Genomic DNA, 21,155 nt, shown 5'->3' on the forward strand with positions numbered 1-21,155 from the left:
GGCGGGCGTGAGTGCCGCCCCGCCACGTCGTGGGGCTCCGGCTGTCAGCGGGGTGCGGCATGATCGGGGACGTGACGCGACGCCTGATGCTCCTCGACACCGCTTCCCTCTACTTCCGCGCCTACTTCGGGGTCCCCGACTCCGTGAAGGCCCCGGACGGCACGCCGGTCAACGCCGTGCGCGGGCTGCTGGACTTCATCGCCAGGCTGGTGCAGGACCGGCGGCCCGACGACCTGGTGGCCTGCATGGACGCGGACTGGCGCCCGGCCTGGCGGGTGGAGCTGATCCCGTCGTACAAGGCGCACCGGGTCGCGGAGGAGACGGAGACCGGGCCGGACGAGGAGGAGGTCCCGGACACGCTGTCGCCGCAGGTCCCGGTGATCGAGGCGGTGCTCGACGCCCTGGGCATCGCCCGGGTGGGCGTCGCCGGCTACGAGGCGGACGACGTCATCGGGACACTGGCGGGGCGGGCGGCCGGCCCGGTGGACATCGTGACGGGCGACCGGGACCTGTACCAGCTGGTGGACGACGCCCGGGGGGTGCGGGTGCTGTATCCGCTCAAGGGGGTCGGCACGCTCCAGGTCACGGACGAGGCGTGGCTGCGCGCCAAGTACGGCGTGGACGGGCCCGGCTACGCGGACCTGGCGCTGCTGCGTGGCGATCCGAGCGACGGGCTCCCGGGCGTGCCGGGCATCGGGGAGAAGACGGCGGCCAAGCTGCTCGACGCCTACGGGGACCTGGCCGGGATCATGGCGGCGGTGGACGATCCGGCGTCGAAGCTCACGCCCGCGCAGCGCCGCCGGCTGGACGAGGCGCGGGACTACGTGGCGGTGGCGCCCAAGGTGGTCCGGGTCGCCGGGGACGTACCGCTGCCGGAGCACGACCCGGCGCTGCCGACCCGGCCGCGCGACCCGGCCGAGCTGGAGAGGCTGGCGGCGCGCTGGGGGCTGGGCGGGTCGCTCGACCGGCTCCTCACGACGCTCAAGGGCTGAAGTGTTAACTTAGGTAAGCCTAAGCAACCACACTTTCGGGGAGACCACCGTGGCGGAACAGCCGGCCCGCAAGGCACCCAAGGCGCGCGAGGCGCGTGTCGTGCGCACCGAACGGCTCACGCCGCACATGGTGCGCGTCGTCCTCGGCGGTGAGGGGCTCGACGGGTTCGCCGCGGACGAGTTCACCGACCACTACATCAAGCTGATCTTCGCTGCGCCGGGCGTGACCTACCCGGAGCCGTTCGACATGACGCGGATCCGCGAGGAGTTCCCGCCCGAGCAGTGGCCCACCACGCGTACGTACACGGTGCGGGCGTGGGACTCCGCCCAGCGGGAGCTGACGGTCGACTTCGTCGTCCACGGCGACGAGGGCCTGGCCGGCCCGTGGGCGGCCCGGGCGCGGGTGGGTGAGACGGTGCGCTTCCTGGGGCCGGGCGGCGGCTACGCCCCGGACCCGGCCGCGGACCGGCACCTGCTGGTGGGCGACGAGAGCGCGCTGCCCGCGATCGCCGCGTCGCTGGAGCGGCTGCCCGGGGGCGCCGTGGGACACGCGTTGATCGAGGTGGAGTCCCCCGACGACGAGCAGAAGGTCGCCGTTCCGCCGGGCGTGGAACTCCGCTGGCTGCACCGCGCCGGCCGTCCGGTGGGCGAGGCACTGCTGGCCGCGGTGCAGGGCCTGGACATCCCGCCCGGCGACGTGCACGCCTTCGTCCACGGCGAGGCCGGCTTCGTCAAGGACCTGCGCCGGCACCTCCGTCTGGAGCGCGGGATCCCCCGCGAGCGGCTCTCCATCTCGGGCTACTGGCGCCTGGGCAAGACGGACGAGGACTGGCGGGCGATCAAGCGCGACTGGAACGAGCAGGTGGAGCGGGAGCAGGAGACCCCGTCGGCCGCCGCCTGACCCACGCGCCGGGCGGGGGCGCGACCGGCGGCACGACGCCCCCTGGCGCGGCCCGGCCACCCCGGGGCTTTCCCGCGCCCCGGCGCCCGGCCGGGGCTCGACCCCCTGTCCGGCGCTCGCCCGGCTCCAGCCGGGCGAACCCCTGGATCACTTCGCAGCGGCTCCTGCCCATGCCGCCCTCGTGTCCGGTCGCGACACCCCACCCGGGCAGGCGGCGACCGGCCGGGCCGCCGCCCGGCCGGCCCCCTGGTCCGCCGGGCCTCGCCCCAGGGCCGGCCGAGCCCGCGCGGGTTCAGCCGCCGCCCCCGCTCCCGGCTCCCCGGCGCTCGCGTCCTGACCGTGGCTCGCGCCGCCGCCCCGCTCCGTGACGCCGCCCCGGTCACCGTCCACCGCCACCGCCACCGTCCTGGACGCGACCACCGCCCGCGTCGCCTCCCCCGACCGCGCCGCCGCCCGCGTTTCCGTCCCCCGGCCCGTCCCCGTACGCCCGGGCCGACGCGTCCACGTGCGCGAGCCGTCGCAGGGAGGCCAGGACCGCGTCGCCCAGCACGGTTCCGACCACGGCGCTCTCCACCAGGTCCTCGCGCCTGGCGTTGCGCGCCACGTAGGCCAGGTCGGCGCGGGCGACCCGCTCGGCGGCGTCCGCGTAGTCGTCCAGCATCTCCAGGAAGGCCCCGTGCCCCACCCGCTGGAGCGCCGCGAGCGCGCCGGCCAGGGCCTCCGCCTGCGGGCTCTTCACGCCGACCCGCCAGCCGCGCCGCGCGAGGAGCCCCGCCACCGCGTTCCGCGCCGCCTCCAGCGCGGCGTCGGGCTCGCCGACGGGGCGTGACGCCAGGCGGTCGGCGGCCTCGCCCAGCACTTTGTGCACCGGCCGGCCGGTGTCGTCGACCGCGGCCAGCACCTCACGGATCGCGGCCACCGACAGGCCGCCCTCGTCCAGCAGCGCGCGGATGAGCCGCAGCCTGCGTTCGTGCCCCTCGTCGTAGCTGGCCTGGTTGGGGCTGCTCAAGCGTCCGGCCGGGAGGAGCCCTTCCCGTACGTAGTACTTGATCGTCGGCACCGACACCCCGGTCCTGCGGCTCAACTCGCCGATGCGCACGCGGCGCTCACCTTCTTCTTCGTCGTCCGGCCTTGCCAGGTCCCCGTCCATCATAGATAGTTCCACTACCGGATAGCGGAGAGTGCCACTATCCATTCTTCTCACAGGGGGATCAGGGATCATGTCCTTACGCAGCCGGATTTCCGGCCTCCACCGGCCGTTGACGCTCTTCTCGGCAGCGATGGTGGTCCTCGCCGTCGTGTCAGCGGCGGGTCTGGTTCTCGACGACCGGGTGGTCGTGGGCGCGCCCGTGTGGTCCAAGCCGTTGAAGTTCTCCGTCTCCTTCGTCGCCTACTGCCTCTCGCTGGCATGGATGCTCTCGCTGCTCCCGCGCTTCCGGCGGACGGGCTGGTGGGCGGGGACGGTCGTCGTGGTGGCGGGCGCGGTCGAGATGGTGGTCATCACCGGACAGGCGGTCCGCGGCAAGCGCAGTCACTTCAACCGCGAAACGCCCTTCGACGCCGCGCTGTTCGACGTCATGGGGGCGACCATCGTCGCCCTGTGGGTCGCGACGCTCGTCGTCGCCGTCCTGCTCTTCCGCACCCCGCTCGCGGACCGGGCCTCCGCCTGGGCGATCAGGCTGAGCACGGTGCTCACCCTGACGGGCGCGGGGCTGGGTTTCCTGATGACGCTGCCGTCGCCCGGCCAGCGGGACAGCGCCTCCGACACGGTCGGCGCGCACAGCGTCGGCGTCCCGGACGGCGGGCCGGGCATGCCCCTCACCGGCTGGTCGACGACCGGCGGCGACCTGCGCGTCCCGCACTTCGTGGGCATGCACGCGCTGCAGGTGCTCCCGCTGGTGGCCCTGCTGCTCCTCGCCATGGCCCCGCGCCTCACCCGGCTGCGCGACGAGCGGCTCCGGCTCCGGCTGGTGCTGGTCGCCTCGGCGGCGTACGCGGCGGTCCTCGCCCTGCTCACCTGGCAGGCGCTGCGCGGGCAGCCGCTGGTCCACCCCGACGGCGTGACGCTCACGGCGGCGGCACTGGCCTCGGCCGTCATCGCGACGGCGACAGGGGCCGCGCTGCGCCGCCCCGCCCCCAACCCGTCCTCTCCCCCGGCCCCCATGCATCCCACCCCCAGAGAACGGGAGCACGCGGCATGACCGTCTTCCTCTTCGAGCTCTCCTTCCACCTGGCCGCGCCGGTCTGGCTGTTGATGATCCTGGCCCCCAACTGGGCCTGGACGCGCCGGATCGCCGCCTCCCCCCTCACCGTCGTGCCCATCCTGCTGGTCTACCTCGGCCTGGCCGCATCGGTGGTTCCCGAGCTGTGGACCGCCGTACGCGAACCGGACCTGGACACGTTCCGCGCCCTGGTCGCCCTCGCCGACGGCGCCGGCGCGGTCTGGGCCCAGATCATCGCGTGGGACCTGCTGATCGGCCAGTGGATGTACCTCGAAGCCCGTCGCCTCGGCCTCCACCCACTGCTGACCGGGCCGCTGCTGGTCCTGACCGTCCTGCTGTCCCCCGTCGGACTGCTGCTCTTCCTGGCCGTCCGCGCGACCAGACCCCCGACCCCGGCCCACCACCCCGCACACCCCGCCCTACGCTGACGGAACATGACGAAGGCCCGGCCGGGGAGCCCGGCCGGGCCTCGTGCGGGGTACGACAGGGGGTCAGCCCACGGAGCTGTAGGCGACGACGCCCCGCAGCAGCGCGTCGACCGCCTTGCGGGCGTTCTTGGCGACCGTGCTGTTCTCCTTCGGCGCGGCCGCCGCGATCTGGCCGAGGACGTCGATGACCTGCTTGCACCAGCGGACGAAGTCGCCGGCCGGCATCTCGGCCTCGCGCAGCACCTCGTCGAGGCCCTTGTCGGAGGCCCACTGGTAGGCGGCCCAGGCGAACCCGAGGTCGGGCTCCCGCTGGCCGACGCCCTCCGCCTGGTTGATGCGGAAGTCCTCCTCCAGGGCGTCCAGCCGTCCCCAGATGCGCACCATCTCGCCGAGCGCCGCCTTGGCCTTGCCGGACGGCAGCTTGGGCGCGACGGCGTCGTCCGCCTGCCTGGCCTCGTAGACCAGGGCCGAGACGCACGCGGCCAGCTCGGCCGGGTTGAGGCCCTCCCAGACGCCGTCGCGCAGGCACTCGCTGGCCAACAGGTCCAGCTCGCCGTAGAGGCGGGCGAGCCGCTTGCCGTGCTCCGTGACCTCGTCGCCGCGCAGGTAGTCCATCTCCGTCAGCAGCGCGACGATCCGGTCGAAGGTGCGGGCGATGGTGTTCGTACGCCCCTCGATGCGCCGCTCCAACTGCCGCGTGTCGCGCTGCAACCGGTGGTACCGCTCGGCCCACCGCGCGTGGTCCTCCCGCTCGTCGCACCCGTGGCAGGGGTGCGCCCGCAGCGCGGTACGCAGACGGGAGATCTCGCGGTCGTCGGCGGCGGCCGAGCGCTGCTTGCGGTGCCGCTCCGGCTCTATGTGCCCCGCCTTGGTGCGCAGCGCGGACGCCAGGTCGCGCCGTGACTGCGGGGAACGCGGGTTGAACGACTTGGGGATGCGCATCCGCTCCAGCGCCTCGACCGGCACCGGGAAGTCGATCGACCCCAGCCGCTTGACCTGCCGCTCGGCGGTGAGCACCAGCGGGCGCGGCCCGTCCTGGTGCTCGAAGCCGCGGTGCCCGTTGGCCCGGCCGGCCGGCAGGCCGGGGTCCAGCACCAGCGCCAGTCCGGCGAACTTGCCGGTCGGCACATGGATGACGTCCCCCGGCTTGAGCCGCTCCAGCGACGTGGCGGCGGCCACCCGGCGCTGCGCCGCGCCCTGCTTGGCGAGCTCCGTCTCACGCTCCTTGAGCTCGCGGCGCAGCCGCGCGTACTCCTCGAAATCGCCGAGGTGGCACGTCATGCCCTCCCGGTAGCCGTCGAGCCCCTCCTCGTTGCGCTGGACCTGGCGGGAGATGCCGACCACCGACCGGTCCGCCTGGAACTGGGCGAACGAGGTCTCCAGCAGCTCGCGCGAGCGGTGCCGGCCGAACTGGTCGACCAGGTTGACCGCCATGTTGTACGACGGCTTGAAGCTGGAACGCAGCGGGTACGTACGGGTGCCGGCCAGGCCCGCGAGGTGGCCGGGGTCCATGCCGCGCTGCCAGAGCACGACCGCGTGGCCCTCGACGTCGATGCCGCGCCTGCCCGCGCGCCCGGTGAGCTGGGTGTACTCGCCCGGCGTGATGTCGGCGTGCTGCTCGCCGTTCCACTTGACCAGCTTCTCCAGCACCACCGAGCGGGCGGGCATGTTGATGCCGAGCGCCAGCGTCTCCGTGGCGAACACGGCCTTGACCAGGCCGCGTACGAAGAGCTCCTCGACGACCTCCTTGAAGGTCGGCAGCATGCCCGCGTGGTGCGCGGCGATGCCCCGCTCCAGGCCCTCCAGCCACTCGTAGTACCCGAGGACGTGCAGGTCCTCGGTGGGGATCGAGGCGGTCCGCTCCTCGACGATCTCCCGGACGCGGGCGCGCCCCTCCTCGTCGTTCAGGCGGAGCCCCGCGTACAGGCACTGCTGTACGGCGGACTCGCAACCCGCCCGGCTGAAGATGAACGTGATCGCGGGCAGCAGCCCCTCGGCGTCCAGTCGCTCGATGACCTCGGGCCGCCCGGGCGTCCAGATCCGCGAGCGCTGGCGCCGCTCGCGCTCGCGGTCCGCCTCGCGGCCGCGGCGCCGGTCACGGCCGCCCATGGGGCGCGAGTTCTCCATGCGCGCGAGGCGGACCAGGTCGGGGTTGACCTCCCGCCGGCCGGACCCGCGGCCGCCGTGGTCGGTCTCCTCCTCGAAGAGGTCGTAGATCCGGCGCCCCGCCAGGACGTGCTGCCACAGCGGCACGGGCCGGCTCTCGGAGACGATCACCTCGGTGTCGCCACGCACCGTGTCGAGCCAGTCACCGAACTCCTCGGCGTTGGACACGGTCGCGGAGAGCGACACCAGGGTCACGGACTCGGGGAGGTGGATGATCACTTCCTCCCAGACGGCTCCGCGGAACCGGTCGGAGAGGTAGTGCACCTCGTCCATCACCACATAGCCCAGGCCCCGGAGGGACTGGGAGCCCGCGTACAGCATGTTGCGGAGCACCTCGGTGGTCATGACGACCACCGGCGCCTCGGAGTTCACGCTGTTGTCGCCGGTCAGGAGACCGACCTTGTCCGCCCCGTACCGCTTGACGAGGTCCGCGTACTTCTGGTTGGACAGGGCCTTGATGGGCGTGGTGTAGAAGCACTTGCGCCCCTGCGCGAGGGCGAGGTGCACGGCGAACTCACCGACGATGGTCTTGCCCGAGCCGGTGGGTGCCGCGACGAGTACCCCCTTGCCGGCCTCGAGGGCCTGGCATGCCTCGATCTGGAACGGGTCCAGCTCGAAGTCGTACAGGGCGCGGAATGGAGCGAGCGCGGTCGCCTCCTCGGCGGCGCGGCGCCGGGCGGCTGCGTACGCTTCCGCGGGTGTGAGTTCTTCTGTCATCTTGTTATCGAGCCTACCCGCCGCCACTGACAGTCAGCCGATCTTTAACCAGCTCCCCGGACGCCTCCTGACGCAGCTCCGGCCCGGGGACGCGGGCTCGCCGGCACGTCCGAAGGCCCTCCAGGTCGCCTGGAGGGCCTTCGTTCCGCATGGGCGTGCGCCGGGGCGCACTCGTCAGGTGATGTCGTCGTAGCCGCTGCCGTTCAGTCGCTGCGAGCGGCCGCCGTCCGCCTGCTCGGGCAGGGCGGGGGCCGAGGGGACGGGCTCGACGGCCCCGATGGCCTCGGGCGTGAGGTCCAGCTCGGAGGCTTCGTCTTCGCTCAGGCCGCGGTCGGGGTTGGTGAACTGCCGGCGCCGGTCGTTCAGCAGGGAGATACCGACGGCGATGAAGTACAGCACCGCGAGCGGTCCTGCCAGCAGCAGCATCGAGAGGGGGTCGCCCCCCGGGGTCGCGATCGCGGCGAAGGCGGTGAGGCCGATGATCATGCCGCGCCACCAGTGCAGCATGCGCCGGCCGGTGAGGACACCGGTGAAGTTGAGCAGGATGAGCAGGAGCGGCAACTCGAAGGCCAGACCGAAGACGACGACCATGCGGGTGATCAGGTCGAGGTAGTCGTCGAGCGGGAGCAGGTTCTTCGCGCCCTCCGGCGTGAAGCTCAGCATGATCTCCGCGGTCTGCGGAAGGATCGTGTACGCGACGTACGCCCCGAGGACGAAGAGCGGGACGCCGAGGGCCGCGAAGCCCAGCGCGTAACGCTTCTCCTTCTTGTGCAGCCCCGGGGCCACGAAGGCCCAGAGCTGGTAGAGCCAGACGGGGGTCGCCACCAGGACGCCGGCCATCAGGGCGACCTTCAGCGCGATGGTGAAGGGCGACAGGAGACCGTTGGTCGTCATGTCCGCGCACGGCCTGCCGTCCCTGGTCACGAGCTGACCCTGTGCGCAGCCCACCGACTCCAGGATCGGCCGCATCAGGAACTCGAAGATGTCCTTCTGGAAGAAGGCCGCGACGATCACCGCTACCGCCACCGCGATGACCGACTTCAGCAGCCGGTTCCGCAGTTCACGCAAATGATCGACAAGGGGCATCCGCCCCTCGTCGTCCTTCTCCCGCTTGCGGGCAGACTTGAGCAACCCACTTCCCTTGTCTCGTGCGAGTGCGGCAGCCGTCAGCGCGTGTGCGTCAGCTCTTGGTGGTGTTCTGCTCGGCGACCGGGCGGGCGCTGCTCACGTCGCCGGGGGCGGCCTGGATGGTGCGCGGCGCGGGCTGCTGCTGGGCCGTGGTGTCCGTGGGGGCCGGGGCGGACTCGGCGTCGTCCTTCTTCATGGCCTTCGCCTCGCTCTTGAGGATGCGAGCCGACTTGCCCAGCGAACGCGCCATCTCCGGAAGCTTCTTGGCGCCGAAGAGCAGCAGGATGACGACGATGATCAGAACGATCTCGAGAGGCTTCAGATTGCCGATCATGTGGCTTCCTTCTCACCGAGGCGGCTGGGGGGAGTGGGACCTACCTGTGCGACCGGACGGTTGTCCAGCCCCATGCTGCAAGGATCGTAACTCGCACGGGTAAACGTCGGGCAATCCCTGTGCATACTCCGCGTTCCGGGCAGGCGCTCAGCACCTGCGCCCGAGCCAGCAGCGTACCTCTCGCGTCCGCGAGCGAGGAGACCGCGCGTCAGCGCAGGCCGTCTCCGGTGCGGGCGAGATCGGTGGCCGCCCGCTCCAGGTCCTCGGCGGCGCGGTTGATGCGCCGTGTGGTGTGCGTCACTTGACGGCCGAGCCGTTCGGCTTCGATGAACACCCGGATGCCGAGGACACCGAGAACGGCGATACCGAGGAACCCGAGGGCGATGGCGAGCATGGGCCAGAACATGCGCAGAGCCTAGACGACGCTCAGACGGTGGAGTGGAGGCGCAGTGTCCGCACGCCGCCGCCGGTGAGCAGCTCGACGATGCGCTCACCGGCGGGCTTGCGCACGGCGGAGCCGCACTCCGGGCAGGTGAAGGAGTAGAAGGTGGTCCGAGGGCTGGCGCCGATGGCGAGCCGGAAGGAACCGGCCGAGAGTTCGAAGCGAGCCTGGCACCGGGGGCAGGCCGCCCTGAAGAGGACCGGGGCCGAAGGCGACGACACCATTCCGGGCATCACGGACACATCCCTCCATTCCATCTGCGACCTCGCCGGCTGCCCGCCACCGCGGCCCGGCCGGCTGGGCCGCCTACGCCCGGGCCTCGTACGCGGCCAGGGCCTCGCGGGCCGCCTGCCGGGCGCTCGCGGCCAGCTCCGGCGGCGAGACGATCCGGCCCTCCCCGCCCAGCCGCAGCGCCAGCCGCCGGAGCGACGCGGGGTCAGGAGTGCGCAGGGTGATGCGCAGGCCGCCGTCGGGCAGCTCCTCGGCGCTGTCGTGCGGGTAGTACTCGGCCACCCACCGGCCGCCGGGCCCCACCTCCACCACGACCTCCGGGTCGTCGGCCGACGGGTGGACCAGTCCCTCGGACAGGTCGCGCAGCTCGATCTCGGGCGGCGCGGAGGGGTCGTCCAGCAGCCGGATCTCGGCCACCCGGTCGAGGCGGAAGGTGCGCCGCGCCTCCGACAGGCGGCACCAGGCCTCCATGTAGGTGTGGCCGACGGCGAAGAGCCGGATCGGGTCGACCTCCCGCTCGGTGAGCTCGTCCCGCGCGGGCGAGTAGTAGCGCAGCCACAGCCGGCGCCGCTCCGAGATGGCACGGTCGACCTCGGCGAAGACCCCACCCTCGGACTCGAAGGTCACCGACAGCCGGGAGCTGGCGCCCGCCGCCTCACCCGCCGCGGCCTCCAGCTTGGCGGTGGCGCGCAGCAGCGCCTCCCGGTCGCCCTCCCGCAGACCGGGCAGGGTGGCGACGGCCCGGGCCGCGACCAGCAGCGCGGTCGCCTCGTCGGCGGCGAGCCGCAGCGGCTCGGCGACGTCGTCGGGGTTGTGCCACCAGATCCGCTCGCCGTCCGTGTCGATGTCGAGCAGATCGCCGCCCCGGAAGCTGGTCCCGCACATGGGCAGCACGTCGAGGTCGGAGATCAGCTCGTCCTCGGTAATGCCGAACGCCCGTGCGACGTCGCCGACATGCGCGCCGGGGCGCTCCCGCAGGTAGGTCACCAGCGAGAGCATCCGCCTGGTCTGGTCGATCGCGTTCGCGGCCATCGTGTCCCCGTCCCCCTCAGCCCTTGGCCACGGCACGCAGCCGGTCCACCACGTCGGCCCGCAGATCGGCGGGCTCCAGTACGACGACGTCCGGTCCGAACTCCACGAGCCAGGCGTCCAGACCGTGCCCGTACGGAATCTCCAGCTCGTCCCAGCCGTCCCCCAGCTCCCGCACCGACACGGCACGGGCGCGCAGCGGGTAACCGCAGTCGGTGCGCAGCCGGATCAGGGCGGACCGGGTCGCCGTCTCCCCCGCCCAGCTCTCGACGGTCTCGCGGACGGTCGACACGTCCGGTACCGGCGCGGTGAACGCGCCGGCCCGCGAGCGGACCTTGCCGGTGATCCGGGAGAGCCGGAAGACGCGCTCGGCGCCCCGCTCGCGGTCCCAGCCGGCCAGGTACCAGTGACCGCGCCAGCACTCCAACGTCCAGGGTTCGACATGACGGGTCTCGGGACGCGCCGCGTTGGCCTTGCGGTACTCGAAGACGACGGGACGCCGGTCGCGGCAGGCCAGCATCAGCGGCTCGAAGGCCGCCTCGTGGACGGGGATGCGCGGTTCGAGGGCGCTGTGCGGGGTGTCGTACGCGTCCTCCGCCTCCGGCATGCCGGCGGCCCGCAGCTTCTGCAGGGCCCCGCTGGCGGCGCCGGCGAGCCGGGCCTGCTGCCATACCTTGGCGGCCAGGCCGAGCGCGGCGGCCTCCTCGGCGTCGAGCTGGATCGGGGGCAGCCGGTTGGAGTCGCGGCGGGCGAGGTAACCGGTCTCCCCGTCCAGGTTCTCCACCGTCTCGATGACCAGGCCGAGTTCGCGCAGGTCGTCCTTGTCGCGCTCGAACATGCGGTTGAAGGAGTCGTCGGAGCCGGCTTCCAGATAGGCCTCGATGGAGCCGCGCAGCTCCCGCTTGCTGAGCGGGCGCCGGGTTCCCAGCAGGCACAGCGCCAGATTCATCAGCCGCTCGGCCTTGGCAATGGCCATCGACGCCCTGCACCTCTTCTTATGGAGTCACTTTTCCCGCTCAACGTACCGCCCCGGGGTGTCGCGGCAAAAGTCGCGGCACGACCGAGGGCCCGCGCCGGGAGGCGCGGGCCCTCGGGGTGAAGGAAAGGTGCGGTCAGACGCCGACCAGGTCGCAGACGAAGATCAGCGTCTCGCCCGGCGCGATGGCGCTGCCCGCGCCGCGGTCACCGTACGCGAGGTGCGCGGGGATGATCAGCTGGCGGCGGCCGCCGACCTTCATGCCCTGCACGCCGCGGTCCCAGCCCGCGATGACCTGCCCGACACCGAGCTGGAACTGCAGCGGGGTGCCGCGGTTCCAGGACGAGTCGAACTCCTCGCCGGTGGAGAAGGCCACGCCCACGTAGTGGACCTTGACCGTGTCGCCGGCCTTGGCCTCCGCGCCGTCGCCCTCCCAGATGTCCTTGATCTCCAGGTCCTTCGGCGGCTCGCCACCCGGGAAGTCGACCTCGGGCTTCTCGATGTTCACGTAAAACAGTGCTCCTCAGACGATGTACTGATCAACCGGGACAGTCTTACATCACGGCCAGGATGTCGAGCGAGAAGACCAGGGTGGAGTTGGCGGGGATGTCCCCGGATGCCTGGGCGCCGTAGCCCAGCTCCGGCGGGACGACGAGCATCACACGGCTGCCGACCTTCTTGCCGGCGAGGCCCTGCTGCCAGCCCTTGATCAGGCTCTGCAGGGGGAACTCGGCGAGCTCGCTGCGCTTGTAGCTGGCGTCGAACTCCTTGCCGCCGTCCCACAGAACGCCCTTGTACTGGAGCAGCAGCTTGTCCGTGGGCTTGACCACCTGGCCGTCACCCTCCAGGACGTACTTCGCGACCAGGCCCTTCGGGGCGGGCTTCTTCGGTACGTCGATGGACGGGGCCGCTCCGTCGGTGTTGGTGCCGACCTTGGGCAGGTCGATGTTGTCCTGGGCGACCTCACGGCCCTTCGACGAGCTCTTGCCGTTGAAGGTGCCGCGGATGTCGACGACGAACACCAGGGTGTCGGTGCCCTTGATCCCGCCCTGCGGGTTGCCCTGGGTGCCGTAGCCGAGGGCCGGCGGGATCGCCAGCTCGACGCGGCTGCCGACCTTCTTGCCCGGCAGTGCCCGGTCCCAGCCGGGGATGAGCTGGCCGACGCCGATGGCGCTGGTCAGGGGCGCCTTCCGGTCGTAGGAGTTGTCGAAGACCTTGGCGGTGTCCCAGATCTGACCGAGGTAGTCGAACTGGAGGTAGTCGCCCTTGGCGACCGTCTGGCCGGCGCCGGGGATGAGCGTCTTCACCGCGAGGTCGGCCGACGGCGTGCCCGGTCCCTTCGCGACGGTCGGCTTCTGCCCGAACTTCGTGCCCGCGGTGACCGCGGGCAGCGGGCCCTCCACGATCTTCGTGGAGGGGTCCTTGGACGCGGACGGGCTCTCGTCGGTCTTGGCCTTGTCGGACTTGTCGTCGCCGCAGCCCGCGAGGGTGAGCAGGCCGGCGGGGACGGCGAGAAGGAGGGAGCGACGGCGCACGGAATGCCTCGTATCTTGGTCGGGATCTCGGGGTCTGCAGGTCTTCGCAATCGAGTTCGCGAGGGTGTCGCGTCACTCTACGGCGTGACTCTACGACGTACGTGAGGCGCCGCACGAGCAACGCACGCACGGCGCCTCACAGCGCTGATCCCGCCCCGCCGGGCCCGGGGGCCCGGCCTGCCGCCGGGCTCACATGCCGGCGATGAGCTTCTCCACCCGGTCGTCGACCGACCGGAAGGGGTCCTTGCACAGCACGGTGCGCTGCGCCTGGTCGTTGAGCTTGAGGTGCACCCAGTCGACGGTGAAGTCCCGCCGCTGCTCCTGCGCCCGGCGGATGAAGTCGCCGCGCAGCCGCGCCCTGGTGGTCTGCGGGGGCACCGACTTGCCCTCGAAGATCTTCAGGTCGTTGCAGATCCGGGCGGCCTGCCCCTTCCTCTCCAGCAGGTAGTAGAGCCCGCGCCGGCGGTGGATGTCGTGGTAGGCGAGGTCTATCTGGGCGACCCGCGGATGCGACATGGTCATGTTGTGCTTGGCCCGGTACCGCTCCAGCAGCTTGTACTTCATGACCCAGTCGATCTCGGTGCCGATCCGGTCGAGGTCCTCCGCCTCGATCGCGTCCAGCGTGCGGCCCCACAGCTCCAGGACCTGCGCCACGGTGCCCGTGCGGATGCCGCGCCGGTCGACGAAGTCGGCGGCCTTCTCGTAGTACTCGCGCTGGACCTCCAGGGCCGACGCCTCGCGCCCGCTGGCGAGCCGCACCTTGCGCTGTCCCGTGATGTCGTGGCTGACCTCTCGGATCGCCCGGATGGGGTTCTCCAGGGTGAGGTCGCGCATCACCGTGCCGGCCTCGATCATGCGCAGGACGAGGTCGGTGGCGCCGACCTTCAGCAGCGTGGTCGTCTCGGACATGTTCGAGTCGCCGACGATGACGTGCAGGCGGCGGTACCGCTCGGCGTCCGCGTGCGGCTCGTCCCGGGTGTTGATGATGGGTCGCGAGCGGGTCGTCGCGGAGCTGACGCCCTCCCAGATGTGCTCGGCGCGCTGGCTGACGCAGTAGACGGCGCCGCGCGGGGTCTGCAGCACCTTGCCGGCGCCGCAGAGCAGCTGCCTGGTGACGAGGAACGGGATGAGGATGTCCGCGAGCCGCGAGAACTCCCCGTGGCGGGCGACGAGATAGTTCTCGTGGCAGCCGTAGGAGTTTCCCGCCGAGTCGGTGTTGTTCTTGAAGAGATAGACGTCGCCCGCGATTCCCTCCTCGTGCAGGCGGCGTTCGGCGTCGACGAGCAGACCTTCGAGAATGCGCTCCCCGGCCTTGTCGTGGGTGACCAGTTCGGACACGTTGTCGCATTCCGGCGTTGCGTATTCCGGATGCGAACCCACGTCGAGGTAGAGGCGGGCGCCGTTCCGCAGGAAGACATTGCTGCTGCGGCCCCATGACACGACACGGCGGAAGAGGTAGCGCGCCACTTCGTCAGGAGACAGTCGGCGCTGTCCCCTGAACGTGCACGTGACGCCGTACTCGTTCTCCAGCCCGAAAATGCGGCGGTCCATGACTGAACATTACGCCTGATGGCCTGTGCTGAAACCGGGTTCGACAGCACCGTTTCGATCATTTTCCGAAGCCGCCACGACATCTCCCGCGTGCTGCGCCCCGCGAAGAGGAACCGCCAGTACGCGCCGGGTGGCCAGGAGGACCAGCAGGGCGACGCATCCCCCCGCGCCCGCCACGGAGAAACTCGCCGCGGTGCCCGAGAGCTGGACCACCGGCCCGGCCACGGCCGTTCCGGCCGCCGCACCCACGCCGAAGGTGGTGACCAGCCAGGAGAACGCCTCGGTGACGGTGCCGCGCGGGGCGTGGCGGTCGACGACGAGGAACGCGCACGCGATGGCCGGCGCCAGGAACACGCCCGCCAGGGCGGCCAGGGCGGTCATCGCCACCACGCCCGGGGTGAGCGTCAGCGGCAGATATCCCAGCGCCAGCAGGCCGACGAGGACCCGAAGCCGGCCCTCCGGCGCGCCCGCCCAGTGCCGCGCCCCGTACACCACGCCGCCGAGCAGCGCGCCGAGGCCCAGGGCGGCCATCAGCCAGCCGCAGACGGAGGGGTCGCCGCGCTCCTCCGCGTACGCGATCCCCGCGACGGTGATGGAGCCCATGGCGAGGCCGACGAAGAAGAACGAGCCGAGCAGGGCGAGCAGCCCGGGTGAGCGCAGGGCGCCGAGCCAGTGGGCCTCGCGGGGTGCGGAGCGCCAGGCCCTGGAGGGCTCGGCCAGGACCACGGAGAGGGCGCCGAGCACCCCGATGGCGTTGATGACCAGCAGGGCGGCGGCGGGCGACCGGAGCGCCACGAGCAGGGTGACCAGCAGGGGCCCGACGGTGAACATGATCTCCTGGGCGACCGCGTCCAGGGCGTACGCCCGGTGGACCCGGTCCTCGCGGCCCAGGATGTCCGGCCACAGGGCCCGCAGGCCGCCTTCCAGGGGCGGGGTGAACAGCCCGGCGACCGCGACGGCCGCGTACGCGAGCGGGAGCGGGTCCGTGCCGGTCAGCACCAGCAGGACCATGCCCAGGGCGGACACCAGCGCCGCCGGGAGCTGGATGCGGGGCTGGCCGTACAGGTCGACGGCCCGGCCGAGGAGGGGCTGCCCGACGGCGTTGCCGATGCCGTACACGGCGGCGAGCCCGCCGGCGAGGCTGTAGCTGCCGCCATCGGCCCGGGTGAACACCATGATGGCGATGGGGCCGGTGCCGTTGGGGAGGCGCCCCACCAGGGTGCCTATGAGGAGTCTGGCGGCATGGGGTGCCTTCAGGATGTCGGCGTACCCGCCCGGTGCGGCGGCCATGTGCTGCCCCTCTCCCCCGGCACCCGGCCGAGGTTTTACGTATAACGTCCGTCGTCATACGTACCATGACGGCATCCCGCGGGTCCACCTCGCGGTCGTGATCGTCGAAGCGGAGGCGTGCGTGCACCAGCCGGACCCAGTGGTCCCCGACCCGGCGCCCGGGCGGGCGGCGGAGCCCGGCCACCGGCGGCCCGCCCCCGGGGAACCGGCCGGTGGCTCCCTGCGGGCCGCCGGCGCTTCCCGGGCGGCCGGCACCTCCCGGGACACCGGCTCCTCCCGGGACAGCGGCCCCGGCGCCGCGCGGCCCACCAGCCGTGACGTGGCACGGGCGGCGGGGGTCTCGCAGGCCACCGTGTCGCTCGTGCTCGGCGACAAGTGGCGCGGGCGGGTCTCGGAGCGCACCGCCCGGCTGGTGCGGGATGCGGCCGACGAGCTCGGCTACCGGCCCAATCTCGCGGCGCGCAACCTCCGCCTGGGCCGCACGCGCACCGCGCTGCTGGTGGTGCCCGCCCTGACCAACGAGTTCTTCGCCCGCGTCTACACGGGCGCCGCCGCGGTGGCGGCCCGGCACGGCTTCGGTGTGGTCCTGTACCCCTCCCCCGAGGGCGTCGGCCCGGCGAGGGACCCGTTCGCCTCCGCGCGCGCGGCGCTGGACGGGGTGATCGCCTCCTCGATGGCCGCCGACGCTCTGCGGGCGATCCGCGGCACGGACCTGCCCCTGGTGATGCTGGACAGCGACCCGGCCGACACGGGCGCCGCCGCCCAGGTGAACCTCGACATCGCGGACGGCATGCGGCAGGTGACGGGCCATCTGCTGGCACTGGGTCACCGGCGCTTCGTCCACCTCTCGTCCGCCGTGCCGTCGTGGACCTTCGACGTGCGCGGGCGGGCCCTGGAGGCGTGCCTGGGCGGCCTTCCCGGCGTCCGTGTACGGACCGTCCCGGCGCCGCTGGAGGTGAACGGCGCCCGCGAGGCCGCCGAGCGCGCGCTGACCGCGCCGGGGCCCCGGCCGACCGCCCTGGTGTGCGACGACGACATCGTGGCGGCGGGCGCCTGCAAGGCGGTACGGCGGCTGGGGCTGCGGGTCCCGGAGGACGTCTCGGTCACCGGGTTCGACGACCTGGCGCTGGCCACGGCGGTGGAGCCGGAGCTGACCACGGTGCGGCTGCCCGCCGAGCGGATCGGCGAGCGCGGGATGACGGCCCTCCTGGACGTCCTGGCGGGCCGTCCGCCGGAGCGGGGCGACCTCCCGGTCACCCTGATGCCCCGCGGCTCCACGGGCCCGCCCCCGGCCCCCTGACACGCCGGTGCCCCGGACGGACGGCGCGCGTCCGGGGCACCGCTCGGCCCGGGGTCAGCCCTCCGGCGTCTCCGGCTCCTCGTCCGACGGCGCGTCCGTCGGGGTCGACGCGGAGGCGTCCGCCTCCAGGAGGCGGGACAGCTGGCGGCCGACGATCCGCTTGAACTTGCGGGCCTGCGGACGCGTACGGTCCAGGATCGCGACCTCGAGCCGCTCCGCGGGGATCTCCCGCTCGCTGCCGTTGGTGTCCCGGGACAGCGCCTGCACGGCCAGCTTGAGCGCCTCGGCGAGCGACATCCCGTCGCGGTGGCGCTGGTCGAGGAAGCTGCTGATCTGCTCGGCGTTGCCACCGACCGCGACCGAGCCGTGCTCGTCCACGATCGAGCCGTCGTGCGGCAGGCGGTAGATCTGGTCGCCCTCGGGGGAGGTGCCGACCTCGGCGACGACCAGCTCCACCTCGTACGGCTTCTCGCCCGCGCTGGAGAAGATGGTGCCCAGCGTCTGGGCGTACACGTTGGCGAGGCCGCGGGCCGTCACGTCGTCGCGGTCGTAGGTGTAACCGCGCAGGTCCGCGTAGCGCACGCCGCCGATCCGCAGGTTCTCGTACTCGTTGTACTTGCCGGCGGCGGCGAACCCGATCCGGTCGTAGATCTCGCTGAACTTGTGCAGCGCGCGGGACGGGTTCTCACCGACGAAGACGATGCCGTCGGCGTACTGCAGCACAACCAGGCTGCGTCCACGGGCGATGCCCTTGCGGGCGTATTCCGCCCGGTCCTGCATGGCCTGTGCGGGCGAGACATAGAACGGCGTCGTCACCGGCTATCCGTCCCTTTCTTCAGGTGGGCAATCATCAGAGCAGCGCGGCGCGGGGGCCGTCGGGCTGTTCGAGGCGGCGCTCCAGGATCGCGCGGGCGGTCTCGGAGGACTCGGCCTCGGTGAGCCGCCGGAAGCCCTCGTCGGTGATGACGGTGACGATCGGGTAGATCCGCCGGGCCACGTCCGGGCCGCCGGTCGCCGAGTCGTCGTCCGCCGCGTCGTACAGCGCCTGCACGACCAGGGTGATGGCCTGCTGCTCCGTCAGGTCGTCGCGGTAGAGCTTCTTCATGGCGCCCCGGGCGAAGATCGATCCGGAGCCGGTGGCCGCGAAGCCGTGCTCCTCGGAACGGCCGCCCGTCACGTCGTAACTGAAGATCCGGCCCTTCTCGCGCTCGACGTCCCAGCCGGCGAAGAGCGGCACCACGGCCAGTCCCTGCATCGCCATGCCCAGATTGCTGCGGATCATCGTGGACAGGCGGTTGGCCTTGCCCTCCAGGGAGAGCTGGACGCCCTCGACCTTCTCGAAGTGCTCCAGCTCCAGCTGGAAGAGCTTGACCATCTCCACCGCGAGACCGGCGGTGCCGGCGATGCCGACGGCCGAGTACTCGTCGGCCGGGAACACCTTCTCGATGTCACGCTGGGCGATCATGTTGCCCATCGTGGCGCGCCGGTCACCGGCGAGCACCACGCCGCCGGGGAAGCTGGTGGCGACGATGGTGGTGCCGTGCGGGGCCTCGATGGCGCCCTGAAGGGGCGGCAGGGTGCGCCTGCCGGGCAGCAGCTCGGGCGAGTGGTCGGCCAGGAAGTCCATGAACGAGGAGGAGCCGGGCGTCAGGAAGGCCGCCGGCAGACGCCCGATGCTACGAGGGTTGGCTTCCACGCGTTTCCTTCCGAAATGAGGCGGCGGCCCGCCGCTGCGGCGGTCGGGCCGATCATGCGTGCTGTGCACGGACCTTACCCGTGCCGTCGCCGGTCATCCGCCCCGATGCCACCGGCTTTCGCCGAGGGCACCGGGAGGGACGACGAGCCTCTACTGTCCGCCCTTTTGCACGAAGGACCGCACGAAGTCCTCGGCGTTCTCCTCGAGGACGTCGTCGATCTCGTCGAGCACGGAGTCGACGTCGTCGGACAGCTTCTCCTGGCGCTCCTTGAGGTCCTCGGAGGCCTGCGCGTCCTGCGCCTGCTCCTCGACCTCCTCGGTGGAACGTGTGGCCTTCTGCTGCCCGCCGCCGGTGTCCTTGGTCGCCATATCCCTCACCCCGCTCGGTTTGCCCGCTTGGTTCGGTCTCTCAAGATCAGACCCTACAAGGACGGTCTGACATCGGCCCTGCACTTTCTCGAACGTCCAGGGAGTAGTCCCATGATTCCCGGGAGATCCACGGGCCAAGCGCCTTTTCGCACGCGTACTCGGCCGTCGTCAGCGGCCGGACAGCACGCGGACCAGCTCCTCCGCCGTGCGGCAGCGGTCCAGGAGCTCCTTCACATGATTACGTGTACCGCGCAACGGTTCCAGCGTGGGCACCCGCTGCAGGGAGTCCCGGCCGGGCAGGTCGAAGATCACCGAGTCCCAGGAAGCCGCGGCCACGTCGTCGGCGTACTGCTCCAGGCAGCGGCCCCGGAAATAGGCCCTGGTGTCCTCCGGTGGCTTCGCCTGCGCCCGTGTGACGGCCTCCTCGTCCAGCAGCCGCTTCATCCTCCCCCGGGCCGCCAGACGGTTGTACAGGCCCTTCTCGGGGCGCACGTCGGCGTACTGCAGGTCGACCAGGTGGAGCCGGGCGGCGTCCCAGTCCAGGCCGTCACGACGCCGGTAGCCCTCCATGAGCTCCCGCTTGGCGACCCAGTCCAGCTCGCCCGCCAGGCTCATCGGATCGTTCTCGAGCCGGTTGAGGGTGTCCTCCCACCGGGCGAGCACGTCCATGGTCTGCTCGTCGGCGTCCGCGCCGAACCGCTCCTCGACGTACTTGCGGGCCAGCTCGAAGTACTCCATCTGCAGTTGTACGGCGGTGAGTGTCCGGCCGCTGCGCAGCGTGATCAGGTACTGGAGCGAGGGGTCGTGCGAGACGTGGTGCAGGGTGCGTACGGGCTGGTCGACGGCGAGGTCGACCGTGATGAAGCCGTCCTCGATCATGGACAGGACCAGGGCGGTCGTGCCGAGTTTGAGGTAGGTGGAGATCTCGGAGAGGTTGGCGTCCCCGATGATCACGTGGAGCCGGCGGTACCTCTCGGCGTCGGCGTGCGGCTCGTCCCGGGTGTTGATGATCGGCCGCTTGAGGGTGGTCTCCAGCCCCACCTCGACCTCGAAGTAGTCGGCCCGCTGACTGAGCTGGAAGCCGTGCTCGTGGCCGTCCTGGCCGATGCCGACCCGGCCGGCGCCCGTGACGACCTGCCGGGAGACGAAGAAGGGCGTCAGGTGGCGCACGATGTCCGAGAAGGGGGTCTCCCGCTTCATCAGGTAGTTCTCGTGCGTGCCGTAGGAGGCGCCCTTGTTGTCGGTGTTGTTCTTGTAGAGGTGGATCGGCTGGGCGCCCGGCAGCTGGGCCGCGCGCTCGGCGGCCTCCGCCATGATCCGCTCGCCGGCCTTGTCCCACAGCACGGCGTCCCGGGGATTGGTGACCTCCGGGGAGCTGTACTCGGGGTGCGCGTGGTCGACGTAGAGCCGTGCGCCATTGGTGAGGATCACATTGGCCAGGCCGATGTCCTCGTCCGTGAGCTGGCTGGAGTCGGCGGCCTCGCGGGCGAGGTCGAAGCCGCGGGCGTCCCGCAGCGGGTTCTCCTCCTCGAAGTCCCAGCGGGCGCGTCGCGCCCGGTGCATCGCCGCCGCGTAGGCGTTGACGATCTGGGACGAGGTGAGCATGGCATTGGCGTTCGGGTGGCCGGGGACGGAGATCCCGTACTCCGTCTCGATGCCCATTACTCGCCGTACAGTCATGCGGCCCTCCTTGCCCGGCGGCGTCCCCGTCCGGGAACGGCGCTCAAGTACCGCTGCTTCTCCGATGCGTGTGCGGTGCCCGTCCCCGCACTGCGCGACTGGGCGGTACGGAAGAGCCTAGAACGCCTCTGCGCTGGTGGGGAGATCAATTGCGTCATTGCTGCGGTG

At 71.9% G+C, this 21,155-nt stretch carries 21 protein-coding genes; 5 read left to right on the forward strand and 16 right to left on the reverse strand.

Translation table 11 applies throughout. The annotated features are described in order from the left end of the window. Positions 1 to 86 precede the first annotated feature (86 nt). Both IE109_RS24550 and IE109_RS24555 read left to right on the forward strand, forming a co-directional pair. The gene (locus tag IE109_RS24550; RefSeq protein ID WP_189553665.1) at positions 87 to 992 is read left to right on the forward strand and encodes a 5'-3' exonuclease; all 906 of its coding nucleotides are present in this window, start codon (positions 87 to 89) and stop codon (positions 990 to 992) included. A 49-nt stretch (positions 993 to 1,041) separates the two neighbouring features. Continuing rightward, entirely contained in the window at positions 1,042 to 1,893 is an 852-nt protein-coding gene (locus IE109_RS24555; protein ID WP_189553386.1) for a siderophore-interacting protein, read from the forward strand. Between the two features lie 379 nt (positions 1,894 to 2,272). Here IE109_RS24555 and IE109_RS24560 read toward each other — a convergent pair whose 3' ends face one another. Further along, on the reverse strand, positions 2,273 to 2,992 hold the full coding sequence (locus IE109_RS24560; RefSeq protein WP_189553388.1) for a MerR family transcriptional regulator: 720 nt from the start codon (positions 2,990 to 2,992) through the stop codon (positions 2,273 to 2,275). Between the two features lie 121 nt (positions 2,993 to 3,113). Between IE109_RS24560 and IE109_RS24565 the strand changes: the two genes are divergently transcribed. Both IE109_RS24565 and IE109_RS24570 read left to right on the forward strand, forming a co-directional pair. Further along, positions 3,114 to 4,094, forward strand: coding sequence for a hypothetical protein (locus tag IE109_RS24565; RefSeq protein ID WP_229891518.1), 981 nt, complete (start codon positions 3,114 to 3,116; stop codon positions 4,092 to 4,094). Beyond that, positions 4,091 to 4,543: an ABA4-like family protein gene (locus IE109_RS24570; protein ID WP_189553390.1), complete on the forward strand. Its 453-nt coding sequence runs from the start codon at positions 4,091 to 4,093 to the stop codon at positions 4,541 to 4,543. Before IE109_RS24565 ends, IE109_RS24570 begins: the two co-directional genes overlap by 4 nt. Before the next feature lie 63 nt (positions 4,544 to 4,606). Here the strand turns inward: IE109_RS24570 and IE109_RS24575 are convergent, their stop codons facing one another. The 11 genes from IE109_RS24575 to IE109_RS24625 form a co-directional block, all read right to left on the reverse strand. Continuing rightward, positions 4,607 to 7,426 carry a DEAD/DEAH box helicase gene (locus tag IE109_RS24575; RefSeq protein ID WP_189553392.1) on the reverse strand — a complete coding sequence of 940 codons (2,820 nt, stop codon included), beginning with the start codon at positions 7,424 to 7,426 and terminating at the stop codon, positions 4,607 to 4,609. Between the two features lie 174 nt (positions 7,427 to 7,600). Continuing rightward, positions 7,601 to 8,557: a twin-arginine translocase subunit TatC gene (gene tatC, locus IE109_RS24580; RefSeq protein WP_189553394.1), complete on the reverse strand. Its 957-nt coding sequence runs from the start codon at positions 8,555 to 8,557 to the stop codon at positions 7,601 to 7,603. A 49-nt stretch (positions 8,558 to 8,606) separates the two neighbouring features. Next, positions 8,607 to 8,888 (reverse strand): Sec-independent protein translocase subunit TatA, encoded by a 282-nt coding sequence (gene tatA, locus IE109_RS24585; protein WP_189553396.1) that lies wholly within the window; start codon positions 8,886 to 8,888, stop codon positions 8,607 to 8,609. A 208-nt stretch (positions 8,889 to 9,096) separates the two neighbouring features. Further along, positions 9,097 to 9,294, reverse strand: a complete 198-nt coding sequence (locus IE109_RS24590; RefSeq protein ID WP_189553398.1) for a hypothetical protein — start codon at positions 9,292 to 9,294, stop codon at positions 9,097 to 9,099. A gap of 20 nt (positions 9,295 to 9,314) precedes the next feature. Further along, on the reverse strand, positions 9,315 to 9,563 hold the full coding sequence (locus IE109_RS24595) for a hypothetical protein (RefSeq protein ID WP_308431389.1): 249 nt from the start codon (positions 9,561 to 9,563) through the stop codon (positions 9,315 to 9,317). A 73-nt stretch (positions 9,564 to 9,636) separates the two neighbouring features. Next, the gene (locus IE109_RS24600) at positions 9,637 to 10,593 is read right to left on the reverse strand and encodes a helix-turn-helix transcriptional regulator (RefSeq protein ID WP_189553401.1); all 957 of its coding nucleotides are present in this window, start codon (positions 10,591 to 10,593) and stop codon (positions 9,637 to 9,639) included. A 16-nt stretch (positions 10,594 to 10,609) separates the two neighbouring features. Then, positions 10,610 to 11,566: a helix-turn-helix transcriptional regulator gene (locus IE109_RS24605; RefSeq protein ID WP_189553403.1), complete on the reverse strand. Its 957-nt coding sequence runs from the start codon at positions 11,564 to 11,566 to the stop codon at positions 10,610 to 10,612. Between the two features lie 136 nt (positions 11,567 to 11,702). Then, complete coding sequence (locus tag IE109_RS24610) at positions 11,703 to 12,074, reverse strand: FKBP-type peptidyl-prolyl cis-trans isomerase (RefSeq protein ID WP_189553405.1); 372 nt, start codon at positions 12,072 to 12,074, stop codon at positions 11,703 to 11,705. Positions 12,075 to 12,120: 46 nt separating this feature from the next. Continuing rightward, positions 12,121 to 13,101, reverse strand: a complete 981-nt coding sequence (locus tag IE109_RS24615) for an FKBP-type peptidyl-prolyl cis-trans isomerase (protein ID WP_189553407.1) — start codon at positions 13,099 to 13,101, stop codon at positions 12,121 to 12,123. A 189-nt stretch (positions 13,102 to 13,290) separates the two neighbouring features. Further along, on the reverse strand, positions 13,291 to 14,652 hold the full coding sequence (gene pafA / locus IE109_RS24620; protein WP_189553409.1) for a Pup--protein ligase: 1,362 nt from the start codon (positions 14,650 to 14,652) through the stop codon (positions 13,291 to 13,293). A 9-nt stretch (positions 14,653 to 14,661) separates the two neighbouring features. Continuing rightward, positions 14,662 to 15,942: an MFS transporter gene (locus IE109_RS24625; RefSeq protein ID WP_189553410.1), complete on the reverse strand. Its 1,281-nt coding sequence runs from the start codon at positions 15,940 to 15,942 to the stop codon at positions 14,662 to 14,664. Positions 15,943 to 16,261: 319 nt separating this feature from the next. Here IE109_RS24625 and IE109_RS24630 point away from each other — a divergent pair, with 319 nt between their 5' ends. Further along, complete coding sequence (locus IE109_RS24630; RefSeq protein ID WP_229891527.1) at positions 16,262 to 17,242, forward strand: LacI family DNA-binding transcriptional regulator; 981 nt, start codon at positions 16,262 to 16,264, stop codon at positions 17,240 to 17,242. A gap of 54 nt (positions 17,243 to 17,296) precedes the next feature. On the opposite strand, the gene prcA is transcribed toward IE109_RS24630, so the two are convergent. The 4 genes from prcA to dop all read right to left on the reverse strand — a co-directional run bounded on the left by prcA (position 17,297) and on the right by dop (position 20,987). Further along, the gene (gene prcA / locus IE109_RS24635; protein ID WP_189553412.1) at positions 17,297 to 18,058 is read right to left on the reverse strand and encodes a proteasome subunit alpha; all 762 of its coding nucleotides are present in this window, start codon (positions 18,056 to 18,058) and stop codon (positions 17,297 to 17,299) included. A 34-nt stretch (positions 18,059 to 18,092) separates the two neighbouring features. Further along, a complete protein-coding gene (prcB, locus tag IE109_RS24640; RefSeq protein ID WP_189553414.1) occupies positions 18,093 to 18,938 on the reverse strand; it encodes a proteasome subunit beta in 846 nt (281 codons plus the stop codon). 150 nt (positions 18,939 to 19,088) lie between these two features. Next, the gene (locus IE109_RS24645) at positions 19,089 to 19,307 is read right to left on the reverse strand and encodes a ubiquitin-like protein Pup (protein ID WP_016325855.1); all 219 of its coding nucleotides are present in this window, start codon (positions 19,305 to 19,307) and stop codon (positions 19,089 to 19,091) included. A 168-nt stretch (positions 19,308 to 19,475) separates the two neighbouring features. Then, on the reverse strand, positions 19,476 to 20,987 hold the full coding sequence (dop, locus tag IE109_RS24650; RefSeq protein WP_189553416.1) for a depupylase/deamidase Dop: 1,512 nt from the start codon (positions 20,985 to 20,987) through the stop codon (positions 19,476 to 19,478). Positions 20,988 to 21,155: the final 168 nt, after the last annotated feature.

The sequence above is a fragment of the Streptomyces lavendofoliae genome, assembly GCF_014649735.1.
Taxonomy (GTDB): Bacteria; Actinomycetota; Actinomycetes; order Streptomycetales; family Streptomycetaceae; genus Streptomyces; species Streptomyces lavendofoliae.